General features: G+C 52.6%; 16 protein-coding genes. 8 read left to right on the top strand and 8 right to left on the bottom strand.

From position 1 onward, the window contains the following. Positions 1 to 54: 54 nt before the first annotated feature. From ACO0LH_RS06825 to ACO0LH_RS06815, 3 genes are all read right to left on the bottom strand, one after another. Complete coding sequence (locus ACO0LH_RS06825) at positions 55 to 2811, bottom strand: M16 family metallopeptidase (protein WP_422940277.1); 2757 nt, start codon at positions 2809 to 2811, stop codon at positions 55 to 57. A 202-nt stretch (positions 2812 to 3013) separates the two neighbouring features. Next, a complete protein-coding gene (locus ACO0LH_RS06820) occupies positions 3014 to 3832 on the bottom strand; it encodes a D-hexose-6-phosphate mutarotase (protein ID WP_422940276.1) in 819 nt (272 codons plus the stop codon). After that, positions 3832 to 4080 carry a hypothetical protein gene (locus tag ACO0LH_RS06815; RefSeq protein ID WP_422940275.1) on the bottom strand — a complete coding sequence of 83 codons (249 nt, stop codon included), beginning with the start codon at positions 4078 to 4080 and terminating at the stop codon, positions 3832 to 3834. The genes ACO0LH_RS06820 and ACO0LH_RS06815 overlap by 1 nt, the downstream gene beginning before the upstream one ends. Before the next feature lie 19 nt (positions 4081 to 4099). Here ACO0LH_RS06815 and ACO0LH_RS06810 point away from each other — a divergent pair, with 19 nt between their 5' ends. After that, positions 4100 to 5674, top strand: coding sequence for an amidase (locus tag ACO0LH_RS06810; RefSeq protein WP_422940274.1), 1575 nt, complete (start codon positions 4100 to 4102; stop codon positions 5672 to 5674). Here ACO0LH_RS06810 and ACO0LH_RS06805 read toward each other — a convergent pair. Then, a complete protein-coding gene (locus tag ACO0LH_RS06805) occupies positions 5668 to 7266 on the bottom strand; it encodes a GMC family oxidoreductase (protein ID WP_422940273.1) in 1599 nt (532 codons plus the stop codon). The genes ACO0LH_RS06810 and ACO0LH_RS06805 overlap by 7 nt on opposite strands. A 273-nt stretch (positions 7267 to 7539) precedes the next feature. On the opposite strand from ACO0LH_RS06805, the gene ACO0LH_RS06800 reads away from it, so the two are divergent. Beyond that, on the top strand, positions 7540 to 8604 hold the full coding sequence (locus ACO0LH_RS06800; protein ID WP_422940272.1) for an AraC family transcriptional regulator ligand-binding domain-containing protein: 1065 nt from the start codon (positions 7540 to 7542) through the stop codon (positions 8602 to 8604). 59 nt (positions 8605 to 8663) lie between these two features. On the opposite strand, the gene ACO0LH_RS06795 is transcribed toward ACO0LH_RS06800, so the two are convergent. Further along, positions 8664 to 10997 carry a PAS domain-containing protein gene (locus ACO0LH_RS06795; RefSeq protein ID WP_422940271.1) on the bottom strand — a complete coding sequence of 778 codons (2334 nt, stop codon included), beginning with the start codon at positions 10995 to 10997 and terminating at the stop codon, positions 8664 to 8666. A 44-nt stretch (positions 10998 to 11041) separates the two neighbouring features. Beyond that, the gene (locus ACO0LH_RS06790; RefSeq protein WP_422940270.1) at positions 11042 to 11509 is read right to left on the bottom strand and encodes a thioredoxin family protein; all 468 of its coding nucleotides are present in this window, start codon (positions 11507 to 11509) and stop codon (positions 11042 to 11044) included. 303 nt (positions 11510 to 11812) lie between these two features. Here ACO0LH_RS06790 and ACO0LH_RS06785 point away from each other — a divergent pair, with 303 nt between their 5' ends. Genes ACO0LH_RS06785 through ACO0LH_RS06760 form a run of 6 tightly spaced genes read left to right on the top strand, consistent with a single transcriptional unit; the run spans position 11813 to position 17817 of the window. Continuing rightward, positions 11813 to 12673, top strand: a complete 861-nt coding sequence (locus ACO0LH_RS06785) for an STAS domain-containing protein (RefSeq protein WP_422940269.1) — start codon at positions 11813 to 11815, stop codon at positions 12671 to 12673. Positions 12674 to 12679: 6 nt separating this feature from the next. After that, positions 12680 to 13036, top strand: coding sequence for an STAS domain-containing protein (locus tag ACO0LH_RS06780; protein ID WP_422940268.1), 357 nt, complete (start codon positions 12680 to 12682; stop codon positions 13034 to 13036). Continuing rightward, positions 13036 to 13500: an anti-sigma regulatory factor gene (locus ACO0LH_RS06775; protein ID WP_422940577.1), complete on the top strand. Its 465-nt coding sequence runs from the start codon at positions 13036 to 13038 to the stop codon at positions 13498 to 13500. The genes ACO0LH_RS06780 and ACO0LH_RS06775 overlap by 1 nt, the downstream gene beginning before the upstream one ends. Then, positions 13497 to 14519 (top strand): ATP-binding protein, encoded by a 1023-nt coding sequence (locus ACO0LH_RS06770; protein WP_422940267.1) that lies wholly within the window; start codon positions 13497 to 13499, stop codon positions 14517 to 14519. The genes ACO0LH_RS06775 and ACO0LH_RS06770 overlap by 4 nt, the downstream gene beginning before the upstream one ends. Next, a complete protein-coding gene (locus tag ACO0LH_RS06765; RefSeq protein WP_422940266.1) occupies positions 14516 to 15880 on the top strand; it encodes a sensor histidine kinase in 1365 nt (454 codons plus the stop codon). Before ACO0LH_RS06770 ends, ACO0LH_RS06765 begins: the two co-directional genes overlap by 4 nt. Before the next feature lie 38 nt (positions 15881 to 15918). Then, complete coding sequence (locus tag ACO0LH_RS06760) at positions 15919 to 17817, top strand: response regulator (RefSeq protein WP_422940265.1); 1899 nt, start codon at positions 15919 to 15921, stop codon at positions 17815 to 17817. A gap of 306 nt (positions 17818 to 18123) precedes the next feature. On the opposite strand, the gene ACO0LH_RS06755 is transcribed toward ACO0LH_RS06760, so the two are convergent. Both ACO0LH_RS06755 and dinB read right to left on the bottom strand, forming a co-directional pair. Beyond that, positions 18124 to 18318, bottom strand: coding sequence for a hypothetical protein (locus ACO0LH_RS06755; protein ID WP_422940264.1), 195 nt, complete (start codon positions 18316 to 18318; stop codon positions 18124 to 18126). Between the two features lie 156 nt (positions 18319 to 18474). Beyond that, a complete protein-coding gene (gene dinB / locus ACO0LH_RS06750) occupies positions 18475 to 19650 on the bottom strand; it encodes a DNA polymerase IV (protein WP_422940263.1) in 1176 nt (391 codons plus the stop codon).

The raw sequence follows: 19650 nt of genomic DNA, 5'->3' as shown, positions 1-19650 counted from the left end.
AAATCAAAGATTTCCGGTATCTGAACCTTGAAGTAGTTTAACGCCGCTTCAAACTTATTTTGCTACAACCGCTTTCGCTTTTGCTTCATCACCAGCAATGAAAGTACTCATTTTTGCCGGATCGATGTAACGGCGGAAAGCCGCGTTGACCTGCTCCAGCGTCACTGCCTGTATCTTGTCATCCATCGCTTGTGTCCATGCCCAGTTGCGTTTCAGGTACAGGTTGCTGGTCCAGCCGCCAGCAACACTGCCATCGTTGCTGCGCGCCTGTACACGTTGCTGCAACGTGCCTGATTTTGCTTTGGCCAGTTCTTCCGCAGTAAAGCCGTCTTTCAAGGCACGTGCCAGTTCTTCCTTGAGGGCGATTTCCAGTTTTTCCAGATTTTGTGGCGCTGCCGTGGCATTGATGCTGAAGCTACCGATGGGGTCGATTTCACCCGCGCTGAGGTTGGAGCCACCGCCATAGGACAACCCGTCTTTTTGACGGATGCGTTCCATCACGCGTGAATTCATGCCGGCACCACCACCAAAAATATAATTGGCCACACGCAACGCAGGGAAGTCTGCATCGTCTTCACGCAAAACCAGATTCATGCGACTGATGTAAAGGCCACTTTCCTTATCTGGTGTATTAAAGGTTTTGCGTACCACGGGTACATCTGCACTCTTGCTGACCAGGCGGGTATACGGTGCTTTGCTGGCCCAGCCATCAAACGCCTTGCTGACGGCCTGCTTGGTGGCATCCACATCAAAGTCGCCGACGATGGACAATTCACCTTTCGATGCGCCGTAGAATTCTTTATGGAAGGCCTTGATATCTTCCAGTTTTACTGCACGTATATCAGCCAGGGTTTCATCCAGTGTTTGTGCTGCGCGGATATCACCTTTTGGGTAAGGGTTGAAATGCAGGCTCATCGCGCGGCTGGCGATAGCATTGGGTTCATTTCGTCCGGCTTCTGCACCGACCAGTGCTTTTTCCTTCAACTGATTAAATTCACTTTCAGGGAAATTGGCATCACGCAAAACATGGGCAACCAGCGCCAGGGCAGCAGGCAGGTTTTCTTTGGTGGTCTGGAAAGAATACAGGCCGCCACTCATCTTCAGTTTGGACATTTCGTCAGTGAGCTGGGCGCGGTTGTATTTGCTGGTGCCGGTAGTCAGCAAGCTGCTGGCAAAGCCGGCGGCAGTCCCCTTGCCGAACAGGCTTTTTTCATCACCCCAATGCAGTGACAAGGACACATTCACGGTTTCGCCGCGGGTTTTCTTCGGCAGCAAGGCGACCTGCAAATTGCCTATGGTCGTCAGTTGCGTGCGCTTGTCAATATTGGCCGGCGAAGGGTCAAATACTTCTGCGGTCAGCGTGGCAGCCTTGGGTTTGAAGTCTTTCATGACTTCGGCCATGCCTGGTGCCACCGGGATTTCTGCACGTTGCGGATTGTCTTCAGGAATAAACATGCCGACCGTACGGTTGTCGCGCACCAGATAGTGTTTTGTCGCTGCTGTGACCTGTTCCGCAGTCACATTGGCGGCATCGTCGCGGTCCTTGAACAGATAGCGCCAGTCACCCATGGCGATGTATTCCGACATGCTGATACCGATGGATTCATGGTTGTTCAGCATTTTTTCGTAAGCATTGGTGCTCTCACGTTTCAGGCGTTCCAGCTCATCCTTGGTTGGCGGGTTGTTTTTAAAGTCTTCAATACCGGCAATCAGTGCGTCTCTGGCGGCTTCTACCGAATCACCCTTTTTAACGACGGCCCCGATGATGGTCAGGCCCGGTTCAACCTGGCCCAGGCTACTGGAAAACACTTGCACTACCTTGCCCGATTCCACCAGTTGTTTGTGCAGGCGGCCATGCGGCGCGTTCGCCAGGATACTGCCGGCAAAGCCCAGCGCATCGCGGTCAGGATGCAAGCCAGCCGGTACTTTATAAGCAATCATCACCAGCTGGATATCACCCTTGCGGCGGACGACAAAGCTGCGTTCACCATCCTGGGTCGGCTCGGTAGTCCAGAATTGCGGCAGGCTGCGCGTCGGCTTGGCTATCTTGCCGAAAGAGGCGTTTATCCATTGCAGTACTTTTTCCTGTTCAAACTTGCCAGCGACCAGCAATACAGCATTATCTGGCTGGTAGTAATTGCGATAGAAGCCTTGCAGGTTTTCAATCTTGACGTTTTCGATATCACTGCGGTTACCTATGGTGGAATTGCCATAGTTGTGCCAGTCATAGGCCACACTTTGCAGGCGCTTCATCAATACGCCGCCAGGGGAATTTTCACCCCGTTCAAATTCATTGCGCACCACGGTCATTTCCGTGTCCAGGTCTTTTTTGGCAATATTAGAATTGACCATACGGTCGGCTTCCATTTCCAGCGCCCATTTCAGGTTGTCGTCACTGGCCTGGAACAATTCATAATAATTGGTGCGGTCCAGTGAGGTCGTGCCATTCATGCGCATGCCGCGTTTATTGAATTCTTCGTCTATCTTGGGGTTTTTCGGCGTGCCTTTGAACATCAAATGTTCAAGCAAATGCGCCATGCCGGTTTCACCATAGTTTTCATGGCGTGAACCGACCAGGTAAGTCACATTGACGGTGACGGTCGGTTTGGATGCATCCGGCATCAGCAAGACCCGCAAACCATTCGGCAGACGATATTCAGTAATCCCCTCTACACTGGCGGCCTGACTCATACCCTTGGGCAAGGCATCTGCCAGTGCCAGTGGTGCAGTAAACATGAAAACGCCACCCAGTACCAGGGCGCGCAAAACGGGTTTTAATGAAAGTTGCAGGCTGGAGCGAATCTGTTGCATAAAATTCCTAAGGCGAAAGTGGGCACTACAAAACTCACGGACCTGGTCTTGGCCGGTCCGGGATTGGTTAATAAGACAAGGGAAATATCAGCGATATGCAAAAATATATAAGCAAAAAAATATATAAAGATATACAGAGATATCGCCTGACAAATATCAGCAATTGTGACTATGTGTTAAATTTATTTGATTGTCAATTCTGTTAGAGCCGGAGCTCCAGAGTCTGACTACCATGCCAGCTCGCTCCCGGGACCAATGTTACAGGCTGCAGGATCGTAGCGGCTTCTACACATACCATGCGTTTCTCCCCTCCAGGTTCCAGGTCATTGATTTTGACAGCGCCAACTGCACCCGGGTTCCATACAACCGCATCAGCGAAGCCTGTGCTGCTGATCAGCATGCTTTGATGCGGCTGGCGCAATTCCAGTTGTGCAGGCACAGCACCATAGATGCGATCGGTTTCACCGTGGATGTGCAGGGCATTGGCTGTTTCCAGGCAATGATCCTGCCCGCTGACGGTATCGCGGTAACGCAGGCCTTGCAGGCCATGCACACTGACACCGGCAATGTCCGCAACAGCAAAATAGGTATGCAGGGCGGTGCTGAAGCTGAAGTTGGTATCACCGGTATTATGTATGTCCAGCGCGATCTGTATGGCATTGGCCTGCAAGGTGAAACGCAGTTCTGCACGGAACACGTAGGGCCAGATTGTCAGACGGGCGATGTTTTCTTTGAGTTCATAGATGGCTTGTGCCGCACCGCCAGGCAACACGCCGGATTCCAGCAGGCGCCATTCCGATGTGCGCGCAAAGCCATGTTTGGGCAAAGTACCAAGATTGGAAAACTGGGGAAAAACGACCGGTACGCCACCACGTATCGCCACGCCATCCTGAAAGGCTGAGGTAGCGCTCATGAACAATTGTTCAGATCCGCCAGCCGGTATCCATGAACACAGGTGGGCGCCCTGGCTGGCAATTTTGGCAGTCGCGCCATCGGCAGACTGTATGCTGAGAAAATCCATTACGACACGCTTTCCTTGGTCAAATGAGAATGACTAAAGTGTAACGGATAGCAGTGCGCTGCGGCATTGAAATTGCCCTTATTCTCGAAAATGCCGGTTCGCGGCGTCACCGCTTTCAGGTAGTATGGCAGGCACAAAAATAAGCTGCATTCAAAAAAATGCACGGACACTGGCATGTCGTCCGGGCATGCATGCCAGCTGTGCTGCACCCCAGCATGAAATTCGCCGCCTGTTTCAGCCTGTTTCATTAACAAATGATGGAAGACTATGAAAATCCGCTTGCTCAGCTTTTGCATCCTCTCCTTATTCCCTCTGGCTTGCGCCGTAGCGGCAGACGCCGTTCAAGCTGGTAACGAGACCGGCGACGAAGTCAGCATATTGGTGCAAGACCTGAAGTCAGGCAAAATCAGCGCCGGGCAAGTGCTGGAAAAGTATGATGCGCGTATCAGGGCGCATAACCCGGCGTTGCAGGCAGTGTTGCTGATGAATCCGCAAGCGCGAGCGCTTGCACAGGTGGCAGATCAGCAAAAAGAACAACGTGGCAGCCTCGCCGGTATCCCTATTCTGTTGAAAGACAATATTGCTGCCAAAGGCATGGTCACGACGGCCGGTTCACTGGCACTGGCAGATAACCTGGCGCAGGCGGATGCGCCACTGGTGGCAAGACTGCGTCACGCAGGTGCCATCATTGCAGGCAAAGCCAATCTCAGCGAATGGGCGAACTTGCGCTCAACCCAGTCCACCAGCGGCTGGAGCAGCACCGGTGGCCAAACGCGCAACCCCTATGCGCTTGACCGCAGCCCCTGTGGTTCCAGCTCCGGTTCTGGTGCGGCCGTGGCCGCACGTCTGGTGCCGGCAGCCATTGGCACTGAAACCGATGGCTCCATCGTTTGTCCGGCATCGGTAAATGGCCTGGTTGGTTTGAAACCAACGATTGGCCTGGTCAGCCGCACCGGCATCGTACCGCTCAGCCATAGTCAGGACACAGCCGGCCCCATGACACTGACCGTGCGTGATGCTGCCATGCTGCTCAATGCCATCGCTGGCAGCGACAGTCAAGATAAGGCCACCCGCGACGCTGACCGCCGTCGCAGCAAAGACTACACGGCTGGCTTGAAATCTGGTGCATTGAAGGGCATGCGCCTGGGTATCGTCCGCAAGATGGTAGATGGCTATGATGTGGAAACCAAAGCCTTGTTTGAAAGCAGCCTCGCAGTATTGATTGCCCAGGGCGCCACCGTGGTTGACCAGATAGATTTACCCTATCTGGAAGAACTGGATAAAGACGAGCTGACGGTATTGCTGTATGAATTCAAGGCTGACCTGAATGCCTATCTGGCCAAGACGCCGGCGTCAGTAAAAACCCGCACCATGGAAGAAGTGATTGCCTTCAATAAATTGCATGCCGATACCGTCATGCCGTATTTTGGTCAGGAACTGATGGAGCAGGCACAGGCCAAAGGGGATTTGACCGATGCCGCCTATCGCCAAGCCAGCGCCCGCATCAAATTACGTGCGGGCAAGCAAGGCATCGATGCGGTATTGAAAAAATACCGGCTCGATGCCTTGATCGCACCCACCACCGGTACGGCCTGGCCTATTGATTATAAAGCTGGTGATGTCGTCGCCGGCAGTTCCAGCACACCGGCAGCGATAGCTGGTTATCCGCACCTGACCGTACCGATGGGCCTAGTGCGTGGTCTGCCAGTTGGCCTGTCCCTGTTCGCCGGTGCCTGGAGTGAAGCAAAACTGCTGAATATGGGCTATGCGTTCGAGCAGGCCAGGCCCGCCCTGCCAGCACCACGGTTGCCATCCGCAGCGGTGGCGGCTGCCAGTCAATAAGCCGCACGTATCATGTCGGCTGCCTTTTCCCCTATCATCATGGTAGGAGCATTGGTGTTGCCGCCGATGAGCGCGGGCATGATGGAAGCATCGACTACGCGCAAACCCTCCATGCCGTGTACGCGCAGTTGCGGGTCAACCACGGCCATGTCATCCGTCCCCATCTTGCAGGTGCCTATGGGGTGATAGACAGTGTCGCAAGTCTGCCGCAAGACAGCGCGGATTTCATCATCGCTATGTACATTGGCAGTCTGGAAATCACTGGTGCGGGCTGCCACCAGCGCCGGAGCATCCATCAGCTTGCGCGTCAGCTTGAAGCCCCTGACCATGCTTTCGAGGTCATCCGGGTGTTCCAGGAAGCGTGGATTAATCAGCGGCGTGGCCATAGGGTCGGCGCTGGCCAGTGTCAGTTCACCGACACTTTTCGGGCGTAACAGGCAGACATGGCAGGAATAGCCGTGTCCCAGATGCAGCTTGCGCGCATGATCGTCCAGCATGGCCATCACAAAGTGCAGTTGTATATCTGGTGCGGTCAGACTGGCATCGGTTTTTAAAAAACCACCGCCTTCGGCACCATTCGATGTCAGCATGCCGCGCCTTTGTTGTTGATAACGCCAGAATTCACGCGCCATACGCAGGCTGCCACCGGCAGAGACACCCAAAAGATCGAGGCTTTTGGCACGATATTTGAAAACAAAGTCTGGGTGATCCTGCAAATTCTGGCCCACCCCTGGCAAGTCATGTACCACAGGTATGCCCAGCGCCTGCAAGGCTGTGCCTTTTCCTACCCCGGACAACATCAGCAATTGCGGGGTTTGAAAAGCCCCGGCAGCCAGCAAGACTTCACGCCTAGCTTTCAGGGTCTTGATTTGACCATCCTGTTTATATTCAACCCCGACAGCGCGTTTGCCTTCAAATACAATACGCGTGACGTGACAACCGGTTTCCACTTGCAGATTGGCACGTTTCCCCCTATGCGGATGCAGGTAGGCACGGGCAGCTGTCCAGCGTTCGCCATTGTGCTGGGTGACCTGGTAAATACCTACGCCTTCCTGTTCTTCACCGTTGAAATCCGCATTGATAGGGAATCCGGCCTGGCGCGCTGCTTCCAGGTAAATTTGCTGGTACGGGTTATCGCTGCGCAATTCACTGACATGAAGGGGGCCGCTTTGCCCATGGTACTGACCACCATGAGTCTGGTTATTTTCAGACCGTTTGAAGTAAGGCAGTACCTCATCAAATGACCAGCCGGTATTGCCCAGTGCTGCCCACTGATCATAGTCTTGCCGGTGTCCGCGTATATATACCATCGCATTCAGGCCCGAAGATCCCCCCAGCATTTTCCCGCGTGGCTGGTAACCACGCCGGCCATTCAGGCCAGGTTGCGGCACGGTTTCAAATGCCCAGTTGTTAAGTTTGGTAGGCAGCATCGCCACCACCCCTGCCGGGGTATTGACGACCCAGCTATCACCCTTGCCGCCAGATTCCAGTATGGTCACATGCAGATTCGGGTCTTCGGTCAGGCGTCCGGCCACGGCGCAGCCGCCCGATCCGCCGCCAACCACGATAAAGTCGGTAGTCGTAACAGTCATCTTGTCTCTCTTATATTTTTAGAACCTGTTTGCGATCTTACTGCGCGAGCGTGATCGGGGCTCATGCGCTGCTCAAAATGCTCATGTACTATAAGTACATTCCGCTTTTTGCGCTGCTCTTCACCCCGCTCACGCCCGCTCGCTACAATCGCAAACAGCTCCTTAGCGTTTCACTATATTGCCGGAATCGCCGTTCCGGTGTAGCTTAGGATATTAATCCGTGCCCAATCAGAACGTAAGGACAATTACTGCCATGTTGTTTGTCATTCACGTATGAACGATCTTGCTCTTGCACCAACGGCTCCGGTTTTGTCCGTGCAGGACGCCGTTTTTCCGGCGTACCCGTTTTCGGGTTTGCTGGCGATAGGCCGTGAGCGTGACTGGCGCTTGCGTGAAATTTTTCCGGCCCTGGGGATCACGGCAGAAGGGCAGGCGACGGAAAATTCACGCATCAGCTATGTGCAGGCGCGGGAAAGCCTGTTGCTGGCACGCCGGCTGGGCGGTGCAGACCTGGGTATTTTGTCTGGTGCGCGCAAATCCCTGGCACAGGTGGGTGCGATGGCGCAGGGTATGGCAGCGCAGGAAAACCTGGCGCAGGCCACGCAGTTTGGCCTCGAATATCAACTGATTGCCGGGTCCATGGTGCAGTTGACGTTGGAGGCGGCTGACAATAGCATTCATTCAGCATTGGTGGCGCGCACCCTGTTTGATGATCCTGAACTGCAAGATTTTTTGGATACTGACCATCTGGCGACTGCCATCAATGTCAGTCGTGCCTTGTGTGGCCCTGCCTTGCAATTGCAGCGGGTAGAACTGCGTGGTAGCCGCCAGGCCAGCCCTTCTGTCGCAGAAAATTTTTTCGCCTGCCCTGTCATCTATGGTGCTGATGTCAGCCGCGTGGTATTCAAAAACAGCGTGCTGGAAACACGTTTGTTGACCCCTGATCCAGCGCAGGTCAGCGCCAGCAGGCAAATCTGTGATGAGGAACTTGTCGCCATCGGCGTCAGCGGCAAACAGAGCCTGCTACGTAAGCTGGTCGGCCTGCAATGTGAATGCCAGAGCGTGCAGGAAATGGCATTGGCGCTAGGGATTAGTGCGCGCTCACTGCACAGGCTGCTGGCGCGTGAAGGCTGTTCCTATTTCCATATCGCTGAAAGTCTGCGCATGGAAAGGGCAAAACAGTATTTGCGCCAGTCTGACATGAGCCTGGACGATATTGCAGAATTATTATTGTATTCAGACAGTCGCAGTTTCCGGCGTGCGTTCAAGCGTGCCACTATGCTGACACCTTCAGAATTCCGTCAACAGCAGATTTTTTATCAAGGCCAGAGCGCCTGATTATGGCTGACTTACGGTTGACTTACGGTTGACTTATGGTTGACTTATGGCCGACTTGCTTAACGATAAACATCAAATTCAAACCAGAACGTGCTGCCTATGTCAGGTGTGCTTTGAAAGCCGATCTGACCGTGCATTTTTTCCAGCATGGCCTTGGTGATGGACAGGCCCAGTCCGGTACCGCCCTTTTTGCGAGTATCTGTGCCGTCGGCCTGGGTGAATGGTTCAAACAGGTGTTGCTGGAATTCTGGCGCAATGCCAGCGCCGCAATCGCTGACCTCAACGCGGTAACGTGAGCCCGTGCTTACTACGCGCAACAAGACAGATTCGCCTTCTCTTGAAAATTTGGCCGCATTGGAAATCAGGTTGGCCATGACTTGCATGAGCCTGTCATGGTCGGCCAGTATCCATGCCTGTTGCGGGTGGGCCCGTAATTGCAGGCCTATTTTCAGAGAGCTCGCATAGGCCATATTCGACTCTATGGAATTTCTGACCAGTGCCACCAGATCCATGGCTTCTGATTTGAAAATCATTTTGCCGCTGGCCAGCTTGTCCATGTCTAGTATGTCGTTGACCAGGGTAATGAGGCGTTTGCTATTGTTATGTGCAATGCGTATCAGGTGTTCAGCCTGCTTGGGCAAGACGCCGCTGACACCGGATTCCAGCAAACTGAGTGAGCCGCGTATGGACGTCAGCGGGGTTCTCAATTCATGGCTGACAACAGAAATGAATTCAGTTTTCAAGCGGTTCATGCGCAGACGGTCGCTGATATCCATGGCGAAGGCGACCCAGCCGAGATCTGAATTTTCCAGATGGCTGAGACCAACCAGAATCGGCACGCCGACATGGCCATCTTGCTGCAACATGATTTCAAACGGTGCCGTGGTACCGGTTTTCAGCAATTCCACATAAGCCTGCTGACAAATTTTTAAATCTTGCGGTGATAACAGCGTTTCCCAGACATGGCTTTGGGTGAGCAGATAGTCGCGGTTATAGCCACTGAACTGTATGAAGACATCATTGACGTCCAGTATCTGACCCGCTTCATTGCCCTGGATAATACCGATCAGGCTGGAATTCATCAGCTTTTGCAGGCGCTGCTCGCTACTGCGCAAGGCGTCCAGTGTAGTGGTTTGTGCGGTAATGTCTTCTATCATCCAGACAGCACCACGCACATAGCTTTCGGTCGGCAACGCGCGGCCTGCCACCCTGCCCATGAAGAGATCGCCGTTGAAGCGCCGTAAATGCCATTCGAGTTCGACCAGTTCATCTGCCTGCAGGCTAGGGGTAACCTGTGCATTGAATTTATGATAATCATCCAGTCCACGATATAAGAAAGTGGTCTTGACGCCTATCATGGACTGGGCATCTGGGAAACGGCACAATTCAGCCAGTGCCTTATTGGCACGCACAATGATGCCGTCACTGACAAACATGATGCCCACTGGCGCATTGGTGATCAGGATCTCCAGTTCTCTGGCCAGTTCTTTGTAACGGTTATTGTTGGCTTTCAGCAGGGCCTGGTTTTGCCGCAGCATTTCTTCGGTCTGCTTGCGCTCGGTAATGTCGATATGGGTACCAACCATGCGCAGGGGCTGGCCATTGGCGTCCCATTCAACGATGCTGCCCATCGACATGATCCAGCGCCAGTCACCGGCTTTATTTTTTTGCCTGAATTCAGCATGATAGTCGCTGCTTCCCTTGGCGGTGGCATGGGCTTTATAGGCACGCTTGAGTGCCACGACATCATCAGGGTGGACGCCGCTGCCCCAGAAATAATCCCAGAATTGTTGCGGATCGCTGAAATCATCGGGCGCATATCCCAGCATCTGTATGTATTCCGGGCTGAAAGTTCCTTTCCCGGTTTGCAGGTTGATATCGTACAGACCTTGATTGGATGCCTTCATCACCAGGCGGCGCTGGCGTTCTGCGGCTTGCAGTCTTTGTTCGGTCAGCTTGCGTTCGGTGTTGTCAGATAAAAAGCCATGCCATAGTACACTGCCGTCGGGCAATTGTTCGGGAGTCGCCTCACCGGTGACCCAGCGGTCTTGCTGGTCGGCGGTAATGATGCGGTACTCCTGACGCCAGATACTGAGTTCGCTAAACGACTTGCGTACGCCAGCGATGATTTTGGGTAAATCATCCGGGTGTATCTTGTTGAAAAGCATACTGGCGTCTTCTCTGAGCTGTTCTGCCTTGACACCAAAAAAGGTTTCAACCGCATCGCTGGCGTACGGAAAGCAAAAACGACCATCCGGATAACGCCGGTATTGGTAAAACATGCCAGACAGGCAGCGTGAAAAATTTGTCAGCAAGGCATGGCTGCGCTTCAATGACTCCAGCTCCGTCATTGCTGCCGGTGTGTCACTTGCTGGTCCAGGAAGCTCGCTCATGCCAGGTCACGCTGTATGTATAGTGTTTATCCTGTTCATCAGGCCTAGTGATATAAAGCGGTGATTTCATCAAAGAAATCGTAGACGCCCTGTTCACTCATTTTACGTGCATTGGACAACTCACCACCTTTGGAAGCGTACAGCACGCTATTGTCTGGCCTCAACAAGACGGCAGCTGGTATGCCTTTTTTGGTCGGCGTGCCATAGGCAGCGGATAAATCCATATTTTTGTCGAACTGGCCAACATTGACTTTGACGGTCACAAATTTACTGGCAAGCAAGGGCGCGCTTTGCCCCTTCATGGATTTATCCAGTTCCAGGCAGTCTTTGCACCAGTTCGCACCAAAGATGACCAACACTTTTTTATCTGAGGTCTTGGCTTCAGCCAGCGCTTTTGTGATGGCTGTTTTTGCATCGGCGCTTTCATCATAGGCTTGCGGCGTCGCAGCAACGGCGTGACTAAGGGTAAAGCTGAGGGTGAATGCACTGATCAGGGAAAGTAGTTTTTTCATGATTAATCCGTCAAAAATGAAGGCAACGTGATATTTGCAGATGCCTATCTTAACTGAATACGTCTGTAAGGCGGTAGTACGGAAAATTCTGATTGTGATGCGTGTATCAATAATCAGTTGTATTGACTGGTCTCTTTCTTGCCCCTCACGCGAATGAGGCTGTCATGCCGTCCTTTGCTGCAAATTGCTGGCCTATAAAAATTGCTGATGATATATTGGCAATCGCTTCGATACTGGTGACGGCCTTGCGTGTAAAAGCGTCAGACTGTGTCGGTTTGATTAATTTACGAGGATTTTACCAATATGAACTACACCGAACCGAATTACATTAGCGAACTGGTAGAAAAGCACGAGGCTACGATCAGGGCGGAATGGATAGAAAACCTGCAAAGCAGCCTCATACGCAATGACACTTCTCTGCAAGAGCAACTGAAGCGGCACTGTACACAATTTCTGTCCCTGCTGGCCCAGGCCACCAAAGGCAATTCCAATGATATTGAGTCGGCAAAATGGGATGAAGTGCGTCACCTGCTGGCAGAAATCTCTGTCAGCCGGGCCAAGCAGGGTTCTACGCCAACGGAAACAGCGACCTTTGTCTTCTCGCTCAAGGAAGTATTGTTCAAATTAATACGTACCGAACTGGCAGGCAATGGCGAAGCTCTGGCATCCGTGACCTTGTCGATCAGCCAGTTCCTCGACAATCTGGGTTTGTATACTGTGGAAGTGTTCCAGAAAAGCCGCGACCAGATCATCGCCCGCCAGCAGCAGGAATTGTTGGAGTTGTCGACACCTGTCGTTAAATTATGGCAAAACGTGCTGGCATTGCCGCTGATCGGCACGCTTGACAGTGCCCGCACACAGGTCGTAATGGAAAACCTGTTGCAGAAAATTGTCGAAACCGGTGCGGCGATCGCCATTATTGATATTACCGGTGTGCCCACCGTAGACACGCTGGTGGCACAGCACTTGATGAAAACCATCGCCGCCGCACGCCTCATGGGCGCGGACTGTATTATCAGCGGTATCCGTCCCCAGATCGCTCAGACCATCGTCCATCTTGGCGTGAACCTGGAAGATGTGGTGACCAAGGCGACGCTGGCAGATGCCTTCATGGTTGCCTTAACACGCATGGGCGCATCGATTACCTTCGCAAAACACGATTGAGGCCGTATGGAACGTATTCCAATTCTCCGCATGGGTGACCTGCTGTTGGTCACCATACAGGTTGACATGCATGACAGGCTGGCGATGACCTTGCAGGATGACCTGACCGGCCGCATCGTCACGGACCGGGCCAAAGGCGTACTGATTGATATTTCTGCGCTGGATGTAGTGGATTCATTTATTGGCCGCATGATCAGCAATACCGCGGCGATGGCGCGGGTGCTGGATGCGCGCACGGTGGTCGTTGGCATGCAGCCTGCTGTCGCGATTACCCTCGTGGAACTGGGCCTGTCACTGACAGGCGTGATGACTGCGCTGAATGTTGAAAAGGGAATGACCTTACTCGGAAAGAGCTTTAAGTGATGACCGATAGCGTGGACAGCGATGCTAGTTTCACAAAGAAAGCGTTTGCTGCTGCCAATGTCATTTTTGATGCAACAGCCTTGCCTTTGCGTAGTGATGAGCATGTGGTGGGCCTGCGCCGTGTTGTCCGTGACCGTGCCATCGACATGAAACTTAGCCTGGTCGACCAGACCAAGCTGGTGACTGCTGCCAGCGAACTTGCCCGTAACACCCTCAAATATGGCGGCGGTGGCGAAGTATATATCCGCGATTTGAGCGATGGTCTGGCACGCGGGATTCGTTTGATGTTTATCGATGAAGGCCCTGGCATTGTCGATGTCGCACAGGCGCTGACCGATGGTTATACGTCCGGTGGCGGTTTGGGCCTGGGGCTGGGTGGGTCAAAAAGACTGGTCGATAAATTTGAAATTTTCACTATAGCAGGGGAAGGGACCGCCGTCTCAATCGAAAAATGGAAACGATGAACAGTTCACTTCTGCCGCAACAATGCTTTGACATCGTCCATGTAAGTGAAATTTCCGCAGCACGCCGTTATGGCCAGCAAATTGCCAAAGAGATAGGATTTGATGAAACCCAGGCTGGCAAGCTCGCTATTTTAATTACAGAAGCAGCTACCAACATGCTTAAGCATGCGGGCGGTGGCAAACTCTACATCATGCAAACCAGCTGGCATGGTGGCAACGCCGTTGATATTCTGGCAGCAGATAAGGGACCAGGCATAGGTAACCTGGGCTTTGCTTTTCGTGATGGGGTGTCAAGTACCGGTACCGCCGGTAATGGCCTGGGGGCTTTACGGCGTTTGTCTGATGAATTCGACGTGTATTCGGTCAGGGATAAAGGGGCCTGTTTTTTCATGCGCATCTGGGCGGCTATCCCTGAAAAAAGGCAGATGTTGGAGATCGGCGGTGTTTGCATTCCCTTTCCCGGTGAAGAGGTTTGCGGAGATGCCTGGGCTGCCACTGGCAATGCGACGACATTCACAATGCTGATGGCAGATGGCCTGGGTCATGGACCAGAGGCAGCTATTCCAGCTAGCTATGCGGTCAATACTTTAAGGAGCATGCCGAGCGCCCCTATTACGCGTCTCATGGAAACTGCAGACAATGCCTTGCATGGCACTCGCGGTGCTGCGCTGGCCATTGCGCGCCTATCGCTGGATGAAGACCGCCTCAATTTCGCTGGTATTGGCAACATCAGTGTGTGTGTCGTGAATGGTGAAATACAAAAACAGTTGATGTCACACAATGGCATTGTCGGTAACAAGATCAGGAAAATACATGAATATGATCACCCCTTTTTGCCGCAGTCGCTGTGTATCATGCATTCCGACGGTATCAGTACACAGTGGGATATGGATAACTATCCAGGGCTGGTGACTTGCCATCCTTCATTGATTGCTGTGGTTTTGTTAAGGGATTTTTCACGTGGCCGCGATGACGCGACAGTATTGGTGGCACGATACCCGCTCAATGTAAGAACATGAATATACGCATTCTCAACATCGGCATCAGCAGCGAACAGGATATTGTGGGCGTACGCCAGCGCTCAAGGCAAATTTCCGAGTTGCTGGCCTTCAATACGCACGATCAGGTAAGGATAGCGACAGCGGTATCAGAAGTCACCCGTAATGCATTTCTCAAAGTTTCTGGCGCCCGCGTGATTTTTTCTATCGACGAAATCAATGCCAGACCACATCTGGTAGTCAGTGTGCGCGATGATGGTGGCAAGCAAAAACTGGCTACATTGAACGAAAGTGAGCAAGCTGGCGGGCAACTGGAGTCGGCTGTTGTTACGGCTCAGCGGCTGATGGATAGTTGCACCATCTCGCAAGAGCGCGGTGGTGGTAGCACGATTACGCTGGCAAAATTGTTGCCCCATGGCGCGCCATCGAAGGCGTCCGCGCTGGCGGCGCTGGGCGCAGAACTGGCGGTCAGCCCGCTAGCCACGACGTTTTCAGAAATGCAGCGGCAAAACCAGGAACTGGTCGCCACCATGGCAGAACTGCGGGAGCGCCAGGACGACCTCATCTCGCTGACCAGAGAACTGGAAGACACCAACCGCGGAGTAGTCGCCCTGTATGCCGAGATAGAAGAGAAGGCGGAAAAACTGCGCAAGGCCGACGAGATGAAGTCACGGTTTTTGTCCAATACCAGCCATGAGTTAAGGACGCCACTGGGGTCAATCAGCGCGCTGGCGAAATTGCTGCTTGACCGCATGGATGGCGAACTCACCTCAGAACAAGAACGTCAGGTCAGGTATATTGCGGTTGCCGCCGGTAATTTGTCAGAGCTGGTTAATGATTTGCTTGATTTGGTAAAGATAGAAGCAGGCAAGGAAGCGGTTAATCTGGCGGAAGTCGATGTCAGTGTTTTGTTCAGCACCTTAAAAGGTATGCTGCGGCCATTGATCAACCAGCCCGACGTGGATCTGGTATTTGACTATGGAAATGAACACATTGTTTTCATATCGGATGAAGGAAAAATTGCGCAGATTCTGAGGAATTTTGTTTCCAATGCCATGAAATTTACCGAAGCAGGTGAAGTCAGGGTAACGGCATCTGTGGATCTTCACAGGCAATACCTGCGGTTTTCAGTCAGCGATACGGGTATAGGCATTGCACCTGAAAACCTGACGCTGATATTTGAAGAGTTCAGCCAGATTGAACACCCGCTGCAAGGACGTACCAAGGGAACGGGTCTGGGCTTGCCGCTGTGTAAAAAGCTGGCGGCATTGCTGGGCGGTGATGTTGAAGTCAGCAGCGAACCTGGAAAAGGTTCAGTATTTAATTTGCGACTCCCATTCAGCACTGCTATTTTAGAAAATTCACCGGCAATAGTCCATTAACATGCACTATTGTCATTGCCACAAATTGTGAGGTCCCGATGATACCTTCATCTATTCTGATATTGAACGTCGATGATGATGACGGCGCTCGCTATGTGAAGACACGTGTGCTGAAGAATGCCGGGTTCCAGGTAGCAGAAGTCGCCACTGGCCAGGATGCGCTTGCCTACATCAAGAAAAACATGCCTGACCTAGTGGTGCTGGATGTCAAATTGCCCGATATCAGTGGCCTGGAAGTATGCCGCCGCATCAAGGCAGAACCTTTATCCGCCGCTGTGCTGGTGTTACAGACTTCGGCAGCATTGACCGGCCGGGCCGATATCATCCGTGGTCTTCAGGGCGGTGCCGATAATTACCTCGTAACACCCATCGAGGCCGATGAGCTGGTGGCCAATGTCAATGCATTGCTACGCCTGCGTACCACACAAAAGAATTTACAGGACAGCGAAGAGCGTTTCCGGCAACTGGCTGAATCCATCGACGATGTATTCTGGATATTTGACGTGGGTACCGGCAAGGTGCTGTATGTGAGCCCGGCTTATGAAAGCATGTTCAACCTCAAACCAGACGCCTTGCTGGCAAATTCAGAAGACTGGCTGAGCGTGGTTTTCCAGGACGACAGGGACGAGATTACGAGCCGGTTTGCTGCTGTTGCACATGAACCCTATGACAGGGAATTCCGTATCCACCTTCCCCATGACGAAACCAGGTGGGTGCGGGACCGTGCTTTCGCTATTAAAGACCCCGAAGGTGAAGTGTACCGGGTCGCGCGTACCACGACCGATATTACTACCAGAAAAAAAATGGAAGGCATGTTGCGCGCCGCTGATGAACACAAGGATGAATTCCTGGCGACGCTGGCGCATGAATTGCGTAACCCCATCGGCCCTATCCGTAATGCCATCGCACTCATGGACATGGCCAATCCCAATCGCAGCGCTGATGAAACCAGCCGCAAAGCAAGGGATATCATCAAACGCCAGACCGATCATCTTGCCCATCTGGTGGATGATTTGCTCGACGTGGCCAGAATCTCGCGTGGCAAGATCGCCTTGCGGCTGGCCGATGTTGAGTTAAGCGAACTGGTCCGCCAGGCTGCCGAATCCCTGAGTTCTTTTGTCGACACGAGAGAGCAGCATTGCGAGTTGTCATTGCCTGATGCTGAAGTATGGGTGTCCGGTGATGAAGTGCGCCTGCTTCAGGCCGTCAGCAACCTGATCCATAATGCGTCTAAATTTACGCCACGTCACGGGCGTATCCAGGTTGCGCTGGAAGTCGTGGGCGCATCGAAAGTTGTTATCCGGGTAAGCGATAATGGTATCGGCATTACGCCTGACCACATCAAACGGATTTTTGATATGTTCACGCAAAGCACGACTGCTCCAGATAAAGCGCCGGAAGGCCTGGGCATAGGTCTGTCACTGGCAACACGTCTCATAGAATTGCATGGTGGCAAAATTTCTGCTTACAGTCAGGGCGTTGGCAGTGGCAGTACCTTTACTATCGAATTGCCCTTGTTGCGCATGGGTTTGCCACATCCCGCAGTTTCTGCTCCAGGCCTCACTGCTGCGGGTGAAGGTGAGAAGAAAAAAATTCTCATTGTCGATGACAATCCCGATGCCTCAGAGATGCTGGGCATGTTGCTCACTGAGCTGGGGCATACTATTGAGATTGCCCATGATGCGAAGAGCACGCTGGCAATGATTGCAACCGTGCCCGATATTATTATCCTTGATATAGGCTTGCCAGGAATTAATGGTTATGAACTGGCGAAAATCCTGCGTGCCAGATCTGAATTGGCAAATGTGAAACTGATCGCGCTGACCGGTTATGGTGCGGACAAGGATAAACAAAAGGCAAAGGATGCGGGGTTTGATGCACATCTGGCCAAACCCGCAGATATTGCGACACTGACGGCTTGCCTGTCAGATAATTAAAAGGGATTGGATTGGTAGGGAGAAAGGTAGATCGTAGGTGTGAAGCTGGCAGGGTATTATTCAATGCAGATAGTCAGTGTTCATTGAAACGGCCATCCAGCTATCTCGCTTATTTCTGTCTGTTCTTTCTCTTATGTCTGTTTACATGCCTTGGCTGAGGATGTGGCGTGCATCAGGGCATACTAAGCATCAGGGCATACCAAGCATATCTGTTAATAATATGCTTGGTATGCCCTCTTGGTATGCCCTGATGGCTGCTGAACTCGTCAAATTGATTTAAATTGCTTTTCTGGTATTTTTCAAGCATCAGCTTGAAAAATACATGGCACGACGGTTCAGGCGTTGCTCTTCCAGTTTCCATATTCTGGATGCCTGGAATGCCGTATTTTCAGTGCGCGCTGGCGTTTTGCTTGCAGGTGCACGATCTGTCGTTGTCGAACCTATCGCAGGATAAGCTTGTTGGTATCTGGATGGGAAGCGCAGGTTAAGCATATTTTTCATGGTGGGTCTCCAGAAAGGGCAGAAAATTCAAGTAGGGTCATCTTAAATTTCCCGCACTAAAACGACTACAGGACGATTGCGATTCCTTATGTAAGAATTGTCCGATGTTAAGCCGCTACACAATGGGTTTGCCACCGCTACGAGAAACCTTGTGCCTTAACTGTGCCCGGCAGGCAGATTGTCCTGGAAGAGATCACCCTGTATGCTTTTCCCCTCTAATGCCAGTTCACTGGTCTTGGTCAGCGCGCTGGCCTTCACGCCAAGCAACCTTAATTTCTGCTCCAGTGGCGCTCGACGCAGGCATTCGCCGGCAGCACGGCGTATCGTGGCATAGTCTGCGGTTGGATCTGGCAGAGTCAGGTCGCGGCTGACGATGGTGAAATCGGTAAAGCGCAGCTTGATTCCTATCCTGTGGGTGACATAGCCCTTGCGCTGAAGGTCGCCAGCCAGTTTTTCGCACAATTCTGAAAAAATGGCAGATAACTCGCTCCTGTCCTGGCGCGCATGCAGGTCGCGCTCAAACGTGGTTTCCCGGCTGATCGATTTATAGTCGGAACTGGTAGAGATGGGCCTGTCATCCTGGCCATGCGCCGCCTGTAGCAGCCATTCGGCATAATTGCGGCCAAAATTGGTTTGCAAAAAATCAGGATCCGCTTTGGCAAGATCGCCGACGGTCAATATTCCCAGCGCTTCCAGCTTCTGGTTTGCCTTGGGGCCTATGCCGTTGATCTTGCGGGCGGGCAGGGGCCAGATGCGTGCAGGAATATCATCATGACTTAATACGGTCAGCCCATTGGGTTTTTCCAGATCAGAGCAGATCTTGGCCAGTAATTTGTTCGGCGCAATACCGATGGAACAGGACAGGCCAGTGGTGTCTCTGACTGCCTGCTTGATGGCCTGGGCCAGGGGGACAGTTTCCTGTTCATGGTCGCTCAGGTCTATATAAATTTCGTCGATACCCCGGTCTTCAACCAGAGGAGCGATAGACCTGACAGCAGCTTTGAACAAGCGCGAATAATGGCGGTAAGCATCGAAATTCGACGGCAGCAAAATGGCGTCTGGTGCCAGGTGGGCCACTTTCATGATGCCCATGGCAGAAAAAATACCCAGGGCCCGTGCTTCATAGGTTGAAGTGGTGACGACGCCACGCCCTACGTAGTTACGTAATCTTGAATATTCCTTGCTGCCATCGGCCAGCACTCTGGGCTGATCGGCTGACCTGCCACCAATGACGACCGCTTGACCACGCAATTCAGGATATTGCAGCAGTTCGACAGATGCATAAAAGGCATCCATATCAAGATGCGCGATGCGTCGATGTGGGATAGTCAT

The sequence above is a fragment of the Undibacterium sp. TJN19 genome, assembly GCF_049339485.1.
Lineage (GTDB): Bacteria > Pseudomonadota > Gammaproteobacteria > Burkholderiales > Burkholderiaceae_D > Undibacterium.
This window is presented reverse-complemented; position numbering and strand designations above follow the sequence as displayed.

Coding starts and splice junctions, on each gene's coding strand:
- ACO0LH_RS06825 (WP_422940277.1), bottom strand. CDS start 2,811: ATGCAACAGATTCGCTCCAGCCTGCAACTTTCATTAAAACCCGTTTTG.
- ACO0LH_RS06820 (WP_422940276.1), bottom strand. CDS start 3,832: ATGGATTTTCTCAGCATACAGTCTGCCGATGGCGCGACTGCCAAAATT.
- ACO0LH_RS06815 (WP_422940275.1), bottom strand. CDS start 4,080: ATGAAACAGGCTGAAACAGGCGGCGAATTTCATGCTGGGGTGCAGCAC.
- ACO0LH_RS06810 (WP_422940274.1), top strand. CDS start 4,100: ATGAAAATCCGCTTGCTCAGCTTTTGCATCCTCTCCTTATTCCCTCTG.
- ACO0LH_RS06805 (WP_422940273.1), bottom strand. CDS start 7,266: ATGACTGTTACGACTACCGACTTTATCGTGGTTGGCGGCGGATCGGGC.
- ACO0LH_RS06800 (WP_422940272.1), top strand. CDS start 7,540: ATGAACGATCTTGCTCTTGCACCAACGGCTCCGGTTTTGTCCGTGCAG.
- ACO0LH_RS06795 (WP_422940271.1), bottom strand. CDS start 10,997: ATGAGCGAGCTTCCTGGACCAGCAAGTGACACACCGGCAGCAATGACG.
- ACO0LH_RS06790 (WP_422940270.1), bottom strand. CDS start 11,509: ATGAAAAAACTACTTTCCCTGATCAGTGCATTCACCCTCAGCTTTACC.
- ACO0LH_RS06785 (WP_422940269.1), top strand. CDS start 11,813: ATGAACTACACCGAACCGAATTACATTAGCGAACTGGTAGAAAAGCAC.
- ACO0LH_RS06780 (WP_422940268.1), top strand. CDS start 12,680: ATGGAACGTATTCCAATTCTCCGCATGGGTGACCTGCTGTTGGTCACC.
- ACO0LH_RS06775 (WP_422940577.1), top strand. CDS start 13,036: ATGACCGATAGCGTGGACAGCGATGCTAGTTTCACAAAGAAAGCGTTT.
- ACO0LH_RS06770 (WP_422940267.1), top strand. CDS start 13,497: ATGAACAGTTCACTTCTGCCGCAACAATGCTTTGACATCGTCCATGTA.
- ACO0LH_RS06765 (WP_422940266.1), top strand. CDS start 14,516: ATGAATATACGCATTCTCAACATCGGCATCAGCAGCGAACAGGATATT.
- ACO0LH_RS06760 (WP_422940265.1), top strand. CDS start 15,919: ATGATACCTTCATCTATTCTGATATTGAACGTCGATGATGATGACGGC.
- ACO0LH_RS06755 (WP_422940264.1), bottom strand. CDS start 18,318: ATGAAAAATATGCTTAACCTGCGCTTCCCATCCAGATACCAACAAGCT.
- dinB (WP_422940263.1), bottom strand. CDS start 19,650: ATGACTATCCCACATCGACGCATCGCGCATCTTGATATGGATGCCTTT.